This window comes from Glutamicibacter sp. NPDC087344 (genome assembly GCF_044744225.1).
GTDB lineage: Bacteria > Actinomycetota > Actinomycetes > Actinomycetales > Micrococcaceae > Glutamicibacter.
Window position 1 is genome coordinate 118183 of record NZ_JBIUXY010000002.1, and the last position, 14373, is coordinate 132555.

General features: G+C 55.6%; 3 protein-coding genes. All 3 read left to right on the top strand.

The window, feature by feature from the left end:
- Positions 1-76 precede the first annotated feature (76 nt).
- A complete protein-coding gene (allB, locus tag ACIOWL_RS03545) occupies positions 77-1459 on the top strand; it encodes an allantoinase AllB (RefSeq protein ID WP_400381762.1) in 1383 nt (460 codons plus the stop codon).
- 939 nt (positions 1460-2398) lie between these two features.
- Complete coding sequence (locus ACIOWL_RS03550) at positions 2399-10915, top strand: SdrD B-like domain-containing protein (RefSeq protein ID WP_400381764.1); 8517 nt, start codon at positions 2399-2401, stop codon at positions 10913-10915.
- Between the two features lie 2194 nt (positions 10916-13109).
- Positions 13110-14373: hypothetical protein (locus tag ACIOWL_RS03555; RefSeq protein WP_400381766.1), on the top strand; the 1264-nt coding region annotated here is incomplete at its 3' end.

A 14373-nucleotide genomic window follows, 5' to 3' on the forward strand; every position in this document is an offset into this window, starting at 1 on the left:
TCCCGCGCCACAACCCATTAAGCTTGAATAGAGCTTGAGTAGCAGAGCATAAAATTCAAACGAGTAGGAACGCCTCATGAGTATCAACGAAGCTGTTGAACGCGACGCGCAGTCGTCGGCCCACGCCGCATACGATCTGGTGTTGCGCGGAGAACGCATCTTGACCACCGCCGGGATCTCCGCACGGGAAATCGGTGTGCGGGACGGAAAAATCGTCGCGATCGAACCCCTGGGAAACAACCTGCAGGGCGAGCGCGTGATCGAGGTCGCCGCCGATGAGGTGCTGCTGCCCGGTCTGGTTGATACCCATGTGCATGTGAACGAGCCGGGCCGCACCGAATGGGAAGGTTTCGAGTCGGCCACCAAGGCCGCCGCCGCCGGTGGTGTCACCACCATCATCGACATGCCGCTGAACACCATCCCGCCGACGGTGAACCTGGAAGCGCTGCAGATCAAAAAGGCCGCGGCCGAGCCCAAGGCCTATGTGAACATCGGCTTCTGGGGCGGGGCGATCCCGGGCAACAAGGAGAACCTGCGCGAACTGCATGATGCAGGTGTTTTTGGGTTCAAGTGCTTCCTGCTGCACTCCGGGGTGGACGAGTTCCCGTCGCTGACCGTCGAGGAAATGGAAGAGGACATGGAAGTCCTGCGTTCCTTCGACTCGCTGATGATTGTGCATGCCGAGGACTCAAGCTCCATCGACCGCGCCCCGGATGCCGAGGGTGACCAGTATGATCGCTTCCTGAAGTCCCGCCCGCGCGGTGCTGAGAACGTCGCCATTGCCCAGGTGATCGAGCGTGCCCGCTGGACCGGAGTGCGCGCCCACGTGCTGCACCTCTCCAGCTCCGATGCCCTGGCCATGATCAAAACCGCCAAGGCCGACGGCGTGAAGATCACCGTGGAAACCTGCCCGCACTACCTGACGCTGCTGGCCGAAGAGATCCCGAACGGCGCAACCGCCTACAAGTGCTGCCCGCCCATTCGCGAGGCCTCCAACCGCGAGCTGCTGTGGCGGGGCCTGGAAGAGGGCATCATCGACTGCATCGTGTCGGATCACTCGCCGTCGACCATCGACCTGAAGGACGTCGAAAACGGCGACTTCGGGGTGGCCTGGGGCGGGGTGGCATCGCTGCAGCTTGGCCTCCCGTTGATCTGGACCGAAGCGCAGAAGCGCGGCATCGCCCTGGAACAGGTGGTCCAGTGGATGGCCGTGAAGCCTGCGGAACTGGCGGGCCTCAAGCACAAGGGCTCGATCGCCCTGGGCAACGATGCGGACTTCGCGCTGTTCGCTCCGGAAGATGCATTTGTGGTTGACGTGAAGAAGCTGCACCACAAGAATCCCATCTCGCCGTACCACGGCAAGACCCTGGCCGGCGTGGTTCGCCAGTCGATTATTGCCGGCAACGATGTGGACTTCCAGAGCCCGAACGGACGTCTGATCCGTCGCGGCGAGGCCTAAACCACAACCAAGCTCAACACCGCAGGGTGCCACCTTTCACCGGTGGCACCCTGCGGTGTTTCGGCGTCCCGAGGTTTGTTGTGGGTTTGTTTGCCGCAGATGCTGCTGGATGCGGTTGAATCTTGGATGCCGCTGCTGCGAGACGAGGGCCGGTAACCATGTGGGCAGTGTGGCTTTGATTGGAACACTTGGCAACGTGCTCACACCCTGTTTTGGCTACGCGAGCCCGAGGCCAGCAAGGGGTCAAAGGTGCTTGAAGAACGCGCGGTTGAGGGACAAGCAGTTGTGTGCAGACTCAAGGATGATCTGGTGATCTGAATTGCCCTGGGTGAGTGTTCTCGCTGGGTGTGAACCCACGAACGCTTAGTCTTATGTGTGATGTTTACCGCAACTGCTTGATCTTGACGGCGGGCGGATTCAGTGGGTGACGAGTGCGCGGAAGCTGATTGGCATCTCTTCGGGCGTGCGGGACGCCCACGGCTTGATGGTTTCGAGTTGCGCCATTCAGGCCAAGCGTGTACTGCGAATGTTAGCGCTCGCCAATTCATGCCACAGGAGGAATTGTTTCCACTTTACCCGACCTGACAAGGTTGTTTTGAGCCTGCAAAATCAAGCATCCGGCAATGGCGTGGTTTGGGGCGAAGAATTTTCCTAGATTTTCTGCCGCATCTGGAGTGCAATCTTGCAAAGTGGGCACGCATTGACGTTGTGACTTGAGATTTTTTGAGAGATTTCAAGGGCTTGCGTTGAGATGGTGACGAACGTGCAGCTTCGGAAAAGAGCGGCAATGCCTTTTGGTGAACTCACATACAAACTCAAGTGAATTGCTAGAGTCAGAGGTTGGGGTTCTTGACGGGTCAGCTATCTGGTGTAATAGCGGCCCATGCGCACCTGTGCGCCGGATCCCCAATTCTACGCAGTTCAGATTAGGGGAAAAGTATGCGAGAGCAACGTGACTTGGGCGCAAAAAAGCGCCTTAAGCCGCTGCTGGCTGCAGTACTATCACTTTCGCTCGGAGTCGGTATGGTTGGCGCAACGCCAGCCTTCGCCGCTCCTGATTCGGAGACGCAGGGGGCCGATACGCTGGTAACAACCAGCCCGGAACCGTCGACTGAATCTGAGCCGAGCGATAGTACGCAGCAGCCAGAAACAGAAGAACCCGAGGCGAGTGCCTCGGAAACAACAACAGCTCCTGAGGAGCCTGCTGCCGACGAGGCAACGGACTCCGAAGAGCCGGATTCGGCTGAATCTGATAAGAGCCAGCCCGCCACGAGCGCGCCAAAAGCAAGCCAGAAGAATGCGCGGGCAGCTGCACCTTCAGATGCAACCGTGGGCGAAGGCATGTTCGTGGAGAAGTCGCTGATCAGCGACCCTACGGTCACTCCAGGCAACACCGTTACCTACCAGGTGGTGGTTGGCTGCTCGTCAATCGAACAGCCATGTATTGATGCCTACATGATGGATCTGCTTCCAGAACCGTTGGTCCTGGAATCGTTGACCTATACAGGCTTTGCCAAGCCGGTCACCGAAGAAATTTCGGATGACAAAACTCAGGTCAAGCTGATCTTCAACGAAACTGCTCCAGACCGTCCGGATACTGTCGGACTGAACGACGGTACCGATTACACGATCACCGTTGTTGCCAAGTTGCCTGAAGATGCTGATCCGAAGTTCAACGGCCAGCAACTGATCAACAAGGCTACCTTGACCAGTAAAACTGGCTCGATCGAAAACGAAGCTGAGCCTGTTGTTCCGCAGATTGATCTGGCGCCAAAGGCGGAGATCACCAAGTCTTGGGCCAACGATGTACTGAAGCAGAACTCCGGTGCAGAGAACACCGTAACCCTCGGAGGCATCAAGAACACCTCCAAGGTTGGTGCGACCTCGCTGAAGATCACCGAACCGTCCGGTGACGCCAAGCCTTTTGACTCGGTTGCATTCACTGGTTTCGGAGAGATTGTTTACCCTGAGGGTGCAACTGAGCTGCTCGTTACCTACTACGTAGGTGATGAAAAGCACGAAGCGACTTCCGGGAACGCTCAGCCGAATGCGCCACCGGCATTCCCTGACGACCTAGATCTTTCCACCATCACCGGGTTTGAACTGACCTTCGTATCTTCCGCATCTACCGAATCAACTGGCGGCATTGCAGCCAACGGTACTGCGGGTTCGATTGAACTTAACACCACACTGCGCGCGAGCGAGGACTCCCAGGACGTTACTGTCTCCAACGAAACCTCGATTGTCGCAGAACTGCCAAACGGAGAATCTTCGGATCCTTTCAAGGCAAACGACAACTTTACGGTTGAAGCTACCAAGTACTCGGTCGGCGCGACCAAGTCCTTTACGCCAAACAAGGATAATAGGGTTGTCGCTGGCGATCCGAGCGTCATTGGTGAAGGCCGCAACGCCGCCACCGTGAAGCTTGGTATCACCAATACTTCTAACCAGCCGCTGCAGACGCTGACGCTGAAGGAACCAGCCGAGGGGATCGAGAATCCATTCGGTAACGGTATTGACTTCACCCAGTTCACCGCAGGCACCTGGCCGCAGGGCGCCGAATCCGGCGTCATTGTGATTGGAAGCGACACCTACGAGCTGACCAACAACGACGGCCAGATCGGGTTCGACGGTGTTCCAACCGGCAGCGCCGTGACCGCTTTCGAAATCACCTTCACCGGTGAATTCCAGCCGGGCACCGGCTACAACGTTGAATTCGGTGTTGTTGGCGTGGAGGCTGGCGACTACGTTAACAAGGTCGACGCTTCGGGTACCTACCCAGGTGGCGAAACACCGGTTGTGGTCGCAGAGGCAACTCTTAAGGTTGTGGATCCGGTTGAAGCCAACAAGAGCACCAAGGGCTTCTCGCCAGACCGCATCGAAGGCATCCCAGGCGATGAGACCACCGCGACCCTGAGCACGCACGTGGATTCCTCCAAGGCCAACGTCGATGTTCGCAAAATCGTCCAGACCGATGATTTCAGCAACATGGTTGATGCAGGTTACGCGCCGACCACCATTTCCGTTCCACAGACCCAGGGTGCAAACTCTGTGGTTGTTGAGGTTCGGGCTGGTAACGGTGAATGGACCCAGCTGACCTCTTCCGATGGCAGTGCCATTGAGGAGACCGATGTGCCAAGTGGCACCACCGCCGTTCAGATCACCTACACCCGTGATGCAGGCACCTTCCCAACGGACAACGATGTTCAGGCTAAGCTTGGCTTCCAAGTCATCGAGGGCGTTGTCATCGACAACAATGTTAAGGTCGAAAACATCCTCGGCGTGAATAATGACCCGGGTGCCTCCGGAACCATCGAGGTTGACAAGGACATCACGGTGACCGGCGGTAAGCGTTGGGAATCAAACTCGATCGTGCAGAAGCCGACGAACGATGAGAACCCAACGAATGCGAACCCAACGTCCACGCTGAAGCTCGAGGCCACCAACGGTTCTACCTATGGTGTGAATGAACTTTCAATCGTTGATCCGAAGGACGGGGAAGTTAACCCGTTCGATTTCGTGAACATGACCGGCTTCACCGCCACCGTCAACAACGATGCTGCCAAGGCACTGGCTCACCTGTACCTGTACAAGGGTGACGAAGTTTTGGAGTTCACTGGCGAGGCTGCGCTGAACCCTGTTCTTGAGGGTCGTACCTGGGATGAATTTGATGGTTTCAAGTTCGCCCTGCTTTCCTCGGATCCGGAGAACCTGGTTGCTCGTGACGTCAGTTTCAACATTTCCGTTGGCACCCAGTTGCGCAATGATCTGCGTGGTTCCGATCCGGTAATCGCGATTGACGATGCACTGGCTGATCTGAATGGCGACGCTGATCGTTCCGGAACCGGTTGGGTTCTGCCGAACACCGCTGACGCGTTCATTTCGCGCGGTGCTGATGAGAAAACCGACAGTCCAAAGGCAAACCTGGAAATCACCACCGATGATTCGGTGGATCTCCATCCACAGCTGACCAAGAAGATCTCGCCTAATTCTGGTGTTGATTTCTTCTCGGAGACCGGCAACCCGAAGGACGTCAATGTTGAGTTGAGCGTTAACAGCGACACCACGAGGAACAACAGCGTTCACAAGGCCGACTACGTCGAGATTGTGGATGAGGACCCGACCTTCTGGAACGCGTTTGATTTCAACGGATGGCAGCCCGCTCCGAGTGCAGGCAATGCCCAGACCACCATCCAGTACTTCACCGGTGCGACTTTTGAGTCCAACGATGCAGGCGAACTGGAGCGGATCGGTGGCGGCTGGACCGACGAAGTTCCGGATAACAACCAGGTTCAGGGTATTCGTGTGGTCTTCAAGGGCGACAACTACGCTGAGCTGCCTTCCAACATCACCACGATCAAGTTCAACGCGACTCCGCGCTACACCCTGCGCAGCGGTGATCTGATCGCTCTGGAAGAAGGCGCTGTAAATCCAGGGGAGGCAGAGGACGCTCCACTGACCGTGGAGAACACCGCGTCGGCTTCGGTTTCCCGTCTGGACAAGGATCACAAGACCGACGACGCCACCGATGAGGTTGTTTTCCCACCGGCTAAAACCTCCTCGAGCGTTGACAAGACCTCGGATGCGAACAACGGCAGGATCTCTGCCGGCGGTGAGGTGAACTACATGATTACCGTGAAGAACACCGGTACCGACGCAATCGTGAACCCGGTGATCACCGACATCCTGCCATCTGATGACGAGGGTCCAAAGCTGATCCTGGCACCAGATTGGGAATCAACGGTTGAATACTCGCTTGATGCGAAGTTCAACCAGGCTCCCGAGGGCACTGTGGTAACTACCGATCGTGCGCTGATTTCTGCTGTGCAGGATGAAAACAAGGTTGTGTTCTCGTTCCAGGATGGAGCCAAGCTCTACCCAGGCGAGTCCTACACCATTGTTCTTCCAACCACCGTTCGTGCTGGCCTGGTTGCAAAGAGCGACCTGACCAACACGGTTGAATTCAGCGGCGACAACTCGGAGACCAGCAATGGTGGAACCGGACTGGACGTCATTGAGGGGCAGGCCTACGCTTCGCAGAAGCTGGTCCGTGAAGTACTCACTGGCGAGCAGACCGAGAAGACCGGTATCTACAATGTTGCAACCGGTATTGAGAATGACACCGCGTGCTACGAGTTTGAGGGCGGTTTCTATCGTTACCCTTGCATTGTTGAAACCAAGCCGGGCGGAACTGCCGAATGGCAGCTGAGCGTCACCAACACCGGTAACGTTCCTGCGCAGCACCTGGAAATCCTGGATGTCTTCCCGCATGTGGGCGACACCGGTGTGACTCCGTCGCAGAACACCGTTCAGCGTGGCACCGTTTGGGTTCCGACCGTACAAGACATCAAGCTTCCGGAAGTTCCGGAGGGCACCGAGATGACCCTGTACTACCTGACGGGTGACGCGACTGACTGCAGGCCTACCGGCAACGTTTCCAACCCATGGGTTGGTTGCGAGGATGGGTGGACCACCGAACGCCCAGCCAACGCCAAGGAGATTAATGGTCTCAAGCTGGTGCTGGACTTCACCGGTGAGGGCATGCAGCCACGCGACAGCGTGAAGCTGAGCTTCACCACCACCTCGGAAACGAAGATGCCTGACGGTGCGGAACCATTCGCGCCGGCATGGAACTCGTTTGGTTACGCGGCCCAGGCCCAGGTAAACGGTGAAACCGATTACCGCAGCCAGGAGCCGATCAAGACCGGTATCACCTTCAAGCCTGTTGAGGCTGCCAAGGTTTCGGTTGGCGACTACGTCTGGTTTGATGAAGACAACAACGGCGAGCAGGGCGATGGCGAGCAGGGAATCAAGGACGTTGTCCTGGTTCTGACTGGTCCCAACGGCCAGCCTGTCCTTGACGTTTACGACAACCCAGTGCTGCCGACCATGACGGATGAAAACGGTTACTACACCTTCGAGAACCTCCCGGTTCTGGAAGATGGCCAGTCCTACACCGTCACCATTGATCAGGAAGCGTCCAAGATCCCGTTGGCTCCATACGAGCCGACCATTGAGATCGAAGGCAACCGTGAGCACGATTCGTCGACTTGGGTAGCTACGTCTGAGGGCCTGACCACCGACGACGACCGCGATCCAACCCTGGACTTCGGTTTTGTTCTGAAGCCGCAGATGGTTTCGGTTGGCGACTACGTCTGGCTGGACTCCAACAAGGACGGCCTGCAGGACGAGGACGAGAAGGGCATCGAAGGTGTCGTTCTGAAGCTCGTTGATTCCAAGGGCAATCCAGTTCTGGACGTCCGCGGCAACGAGGTCGCTCCGGCCACCACCGATGAGAACGGTTACTACACCTTCGAGAACCTCCCGGTTCTGGCAGATGGCGACTACTACACCGTGATCATCGATCAGGATGCTTCGGCCGAGGTGCTGGCTCCATACGAGCCAACCATTGAGACCGAGGACAGCCGTGAGAACGACTCGTCGAAGTGGACTGCTAATTCCGAGGGTCTGAACACCGACGGCGATCGCGATCCAACCCTTGACTTCGGATTCGTTCTGAAGCCTCAGAAGGTTTCGGTTGGCGACTACGTTTGGGTTGATACCAACCGCGACGGTCTGCAGGATGAGGGCGAGCCTGGTATTCCAGGTGTTGTACTGACTCTTGTTGGTCCGGAGGGTGAGGAAGTAACCGACGTCAACGGCAACCCTGTTGGCCCGGTAACCACCGATGAGAAGGGCTTCTACACCTTCGAGAACCTGCCGGTTCTGAAAGAGGGCGATTCTTACACCGTCAAGATCGACCGTGAGGCTTCGGCGGAAGCGTTGAAGCCTTATGTTCCGACTATCACCACTGAAGATAGCCGTGAGAACGACTCGTCGGAATGGGAGGCCTCTTCGCAGGGTCTGACCACTGATGGTGATCGTGATCCAACTTTGGACTTCGGTTTCGTTGTTCCGAAGGTTTCGGTTGGCGACTACGTTTGGGTTGATACCAACCGCGACGGTCTGCAGGACGAGGACGAGAAGGGCATCGAAGGTGTCGTTCTGAAGCTTGTTGGTCCGGACGGCAACGATGTTACCGACGTCAACGGCAACCCTGTTGGCCCGGTAACCACCGATGAGAATGGCCTCTACATCTTCGAGAACCTGCCGGTTCTGGACGAGGGCGAGTCTTACACTGTTGAAATCGATCGGGATGCTTCGGCCGAGGTTTTGGCACCATACGTGCCAACCATTGAAACCGAAGACAGCCGCGAGAACGACTCGTCGACTTGGTCTGCCAAGTCCGAGGGTCTGAACACCAACGGTGAGCACGACCCAACCTTGGACTTCGGTTTTGTTGTTCCGAAGGTTTCTGTTGGCGACTACGTTTGGGTTGACTCGAACAAGGATGGCCTGCAGGACGAGGACGAGAAGGGCATTGAAGGTGTCGTTCTGAAGCTTGTTGGCCCGGACGGTAACGAAGTTACCGACGTCAACGGCGAACCTGTTGGTCCGGTAACTACCGATGAGAATGGCTTCTACACCTTCGAGAACCTGCCGGTTCTGGAAGAAGGCCAGTCTTACACCGTGGTGATTGACCGCGAAGCTTCGGCTGAAGCTTTGAAGGGCTACGTCCCGACTATCGAGACTGAGGATAGCCGCGAGAACGACTCGTCGACTTGGGAAGCCAAGTCCGAGGGTCTGACCAACGACGGCGATCGTGATCCAACCTTGGACTTCGGTTTCGTAGTTGAAGAGGTTGCACCGGTTGAAGACCCGAAGGTCTCCGTTGGAGATTACGTTTGGGTTGACTCGAACAAGGACGGTATTCAGGACGAGGACGAGAAGGGCATCGAAGGTGTCGTTCTGAAGCTTGTTGGTCCGGACGGTAACGAAGTTACCGACGTCAACGGTGAGCCTGTGCTGCCGACGACTACCGATAAGAATGGTTTCTACACCTTCGAGAACCTTCCGGTTCTGGAAGAGGGCCAGTCTTACACCGTGATCATCGACAAGGATGCATCGGCTGACGCTTTGAAGGGCTACGTCCCGACAAAGGAGAACGGTGCTGATCGTGATAAGGATTCTTCGACTTGGGAAGCCAAGTCCGAGGGCCTGACCAACGATGGCGATCGTGATCCAACTCTGGACTTCGGTTTCGTAGTTGAAGAAGTTGAGCCAACTGATCCAACCGATCCGACTGATCCGACTCAGCCTACCGATCCGACTGATCCGACTGAGCCGACCCAGCCTACCGATCCGACTGATCCGACTGAGCCGACCCAGCCTACCGATCCGACTGATCCGACTGAGCCAACTCAGCCTACCGATCCGACTGATCCGACTGAGCCAACTCAGCCTACCGATCCGACTGATCCGACTGAGCCAACTCAGCCTACCGATCCAGTTGAGAAGCCGAAGGTTTCCGTTGGTGACTACGTTTGGGTTGACTCGAACAAGGACGGCATCCAGGACGAGGACGAGAAGGGCATTGAAGGTGTCGTTCTGAAGATCTTCGGCCCGGACGGCAAGGAAGTTACTGACATCAACGGCAACCCTGTTGGTCCGGTAACTACCGATGAGAATGGTTTCTACACCTTCGAGGACCTGCCGGTTCTGGAGGATGGCCAGTCTTACACCGTGGTGATCGACAAGGATGCATCGGCTGATGCCTTGAAGGGCTACGTCCCGACAAAGGAAGGCGGTGCTGATCGTGATAAGGATTCTTCGACTTGGGAAGCCAAGTCCGAGGGTCTGACCAATGATGGTGATCGTGATTCGACTCTTGACTTCGGTTTCGTAGTTGAAGAGGTTGATCCAGTTGAGGAGCCAAAGGTTTCCGTTGGCGACTACGTCTGGGTTGATACCAACAAGAACGGTATCCAGGACGAGGACGAGAAGGGCATCGAAGGTGTCGTTCTGAAGCTCGTTGGACCAGACGGCAAGGAAGTTACTGACATCCACGGCAACCCTGTTGGGCCGGTAACTACCGATAAGAATGGTTACTACACCTTCGAGGACCTGCCGGTTCTGGAAGAGGGCCAGTCTTACACCGTGGTCATTGATCGTGAAGCTTCCGAGGATGCTTTGAAGGGTTACGTCCCGACAAAGGAGAACGGCGCTGATCGTGATAAGGATTCTTCGACTTGGGAAGCCAAGTCTGAGGGCCTGACCAATGATGGTGATCGTGATTCGACTCTTGACTTCGGCTTCTACCTTGAAGAAGAAGAGCCAGTTGATCCGACTCCAGTTGATCCAACCGATCCGACTCCGGTTGATCCGACTGAGCCGACTCCGGCTGAATCGACCGATCCAACCGATTCGAGCGAGGCTCCTGCCTCGAGCGATTCGGCTACGGAATCTCAGGACCCAAGCGGTTCTGAAGCTCCGAAGGATGACAAGGATAATCTGGCAAGCACCGGGTTTAGCGCAATGCTAGTCCTGCTGGCTGGACTCCTGCTGGTTGCTGCGGGCGTGATGTTTGCACGTCGCAACCGCGGACGCCACAGCTAGTCATAGCTAACGGCTGACAGAGCGCCGGATGAACAGACCTACGAGTCTGAACATCCGGCGCTTTTCGTTTGCCAAAAAAGTTTTCAAAAGCTTTCGACTTTTCACGTCATGAAACCTTCAGGCTCTGCTTCTAAGTGATGCAGCGGCCAAACAGCAGATTGTGTACGGCGCCTTCGACACAATTAGCAAGGATAGATGTCGCTCACCCGGCATTGCTCATGATCAGTTAGGTGGCTTCCTGCTACGCGGTCCTGAAAAGCAACCTAACTCTCGGCCGTTCGACGCGCGGCGTCTGTATTGGCAATTCACCTGGCAGACCACAACTATCTGGGCTGCAGCCGGGCGGATCCGAAAGATCCATGCGTCGATGCAACAATTCAACTGCAACTTCTAGTGGCCTTACGTAAGGGCGAAACTGACCTGACTTTCAGAACGGGTTTCCACCTCGTGGCGACCTTTGACGGGCCAGTACCCGAGGTTATCACTCTTCACAGGTTTATCGGTGTTGGCCTTGGCATCGGGAATATCGCCACGACCTCCACAGGGCAGGTCTGGTCCGGTGCGGCCGTGGCATGTACGGGAAAGATGAACCGGCATTTACGCGTGCAGTTGCAGCCCATAGGACGATTTCGACAAAACGCAAACTTTAGAAGCGATCGAAGAAAGAACCTCGCTGCAGCACCTAAAAGACCCACTGGTGAATATGGAGATTGTAGCCGAGGTTCAACGCACCGGGCGTGGTATCGCCCTTGAAGACTCCAAGTGAATCCTCGACCGGGCACGGCCTAGAAAGCCTCAACGGGCCGTGCATCACTCCTGGGCTTTTCGCTAGATTAGCCGCGGTGATCTTCTGTAAAACTCAACGGGCTGTTCCCCCATGGTTTTTTGATGACCCTGTCTACGCTTCGAAGCAGTGCTCCGCAGGTGGTTACGGTCATACTGGCAAGATGAACCGGCCTAACCAAGCGCAGTTCTGCTGTACGAGACACGTCGTTGGCTGCTGATGTGAATGCGAGTTGCAACATTAGTACTCGTGGCAGGGAAGTATGGGAAGCGAACGGCTGCCGGGATGCAGCCCGAAAGCCTCACAGCCAGTGAGTGGCGGAGCAGTAAACCTTGCTCTTCAGGGCCGGGTCAAACGATTGCAGGATGGAAGTCGCCGCTTCCGCTGATCCTTGGCATGCCGGTTCCAGGCGTACTCATTAAGACGAGGACGGGCAACGGCAGTTTGACGAATAACGACCACTCCAACAGAGGAGAGCGAAGTTGGCATCAATCTCGTTGGCTGTATTCAACTGCAGTGTTGGTAATGAACGGCTCTATCTCGACGGATTGTGTTCCGTGCGGAGCACTCGGACTCACTGACTTGAAAGGAGGAGTGCTGTAGCTAGCGCGAATTGTATTTCGGGGCAACATTGGCAAGATCTAGGCGTCATGTAACAAGTGGTTCGGCGGTGTATACGAAGACTCTGGACGTCTTCACAAGTGGGTAAAGAGGTTAAGAGTGCGGAACGTTCATTTCGTGACGCGGAACCACGAAGAAATCTCAATATTTCTCAATGTTAAATAATCGACCCTACCGATTTCAGCAAAGTTTCAGTGTCTTGTAGTATCCGCCGCCTTTGGCGCTGCATTCTTTAGGATCGTAAGACTTGGCTTTCTAGCGGCAGCAGTCCCCTTGTCCAGTGGCGAGTTCACCGCATCCTAACGAATTGTTAGTGAATTGTTCCAAGTAGATAGATCTTGAAGGTGGCGATGCCTTGCTTTGCTTGAATCCTCTCCGACTAGTGTTTATATCCAAGTGGCTATAAAGTTTCGCCATGTGGTTAGGTGGATATTCGCCGGAGGTTAGTTGTCCACTTGGGGTTGAAGCTGGTTTGAAGTTGTAGTTAGATGGACCTAAGAATGTTTAATCACGGTTCGGACGTAATCCGAAATCAACGAAATCGCTTGAACTCAAGATCTGGGATATTGGGCTTGGCGTAATTGTTAGTTCTGGGAGCTGACTGCTTGATTGATTCGGCTTTTGCGGTGATTTGGCGCGTCCAAATATCGCTGAAGCTGGGGGACGAATACTGACGAGTCTGGGTGGCGCATCTTATCTAGTTGGTCTGCACAAAACGAGAGGTAGATTCAGATTAAACGATCAAAGAACCGTGGCTATAGTGCCGGGGCAAAGCTGGCATCGGGGGCATTGGCGACGGCAGTTTTTGCTGGCGGCATTGTGGTCTCCGTACCAACAGCAGCATTCGCTGCCGACCCGTTCCCGTCATCGAAGCTCTACGGAACAAATCAGAAAAAGGTCTACGAAGTCGACCCGGCAACCGGCGTAACCAAGGAGATTCTCGCTCCTACCGTTGGCGGAAGCAATACCCTCAATCAGATCGGTATCGCTAGTGGTGGCGACAAGGTCGTATTCACGAGCCAGCAGGACATCTACATCTACACAGCGTCTGCTGAGACTTGGACGCAAATTCCAAGAACTGATGGGATGAGCTCAAACTTTGGTGGAAACACCATGGGCGGTGTGGACGTTGCTACCGACACGTACTTGTACGGTGGAGCTGTTGCTAACGGGAGCGATCAATTCGAGTACGCGAGCTTGAATGTAAATACCCAAGATTTCGTTCCCAACGCACTATCCGTTACCTTGCCTGGTACCCCAGGTGGTAACGGTGACCTCGCTTTTGATGCTCAGGGAAACCTGTTTATCGTCACCGGTGGTAGTACCTCGGCACAGCTCTACCGTATCAACGCGGCAGATGTGAAGGCCGGTGGACAGGTAACTGGTACCAAAGTTGGTAGTGAGATTAGCAATGTTGTCACCACCAACTCGATGGCATTCGGTGCCGATGGGTACCTTTACCTTTACGCTACGAACGGATTGCTCAAGGTTGATCCCGCCAGTGGTACGTTGGTGTCAATTCAGCCGCTCTCCGGTGATACCAGTGCACTTACTGACCTAGCCTCCTGGTCATCGCCATCCACCGCAGGTGTAAACGTAGATCTTCCGTCAGGTCGTGTAGATCCAGAAGATCAGTTTGCAATTGAACTGACTGGCGGTGGTATTACCGAGAACAATACCGCTGAGACGACCGGCGACGAGCCCGGTGTGCAGGATCAGGAAGATGGCGAGTCGATTGGCGCCACAGTAGTTATTCCTGGCAATGAGTACACGATCACCCAAACCGGTATTGATGAAACCGACCTTGAAAAGTACACCACCACTTGGCAGTGCGTAGACCTGTCCAACGGTGAAGTATTTGCTTCCGGCGAAGGAAATAGCGGAACGTTTACCCTGCCACAGGGTAGCAACGCTACGAACATTCAGTGCACCTTCACGAATAACGTGAGCACGCCGCCTGAGGCTGCTGATGATGAGTCGTTGAATAACGAGCGTGGCCCGGTGACCGTTGAGGTTTTGGGTAACGATTCGGAGGGCTTGGATCCTTCGACCG

What these genes read in the sequence shown, in the direction of transcription:
- allB (WP_400381762.1), top strand. Translation starts at nt 77, where the DNA reads ATGAGTATCAACGAAGCTGTTGAACGCGACGCGCAGTCGTCGGCCCAC.
- ACIOWL_RS03550 (WP_400381764.1), top strand. Translation starts at nt 2,399, where the DNA reads ATGCGAGAGCAACGTGACTTGGGCGCAAAAAAGCGCCTTAAGCCGCTG.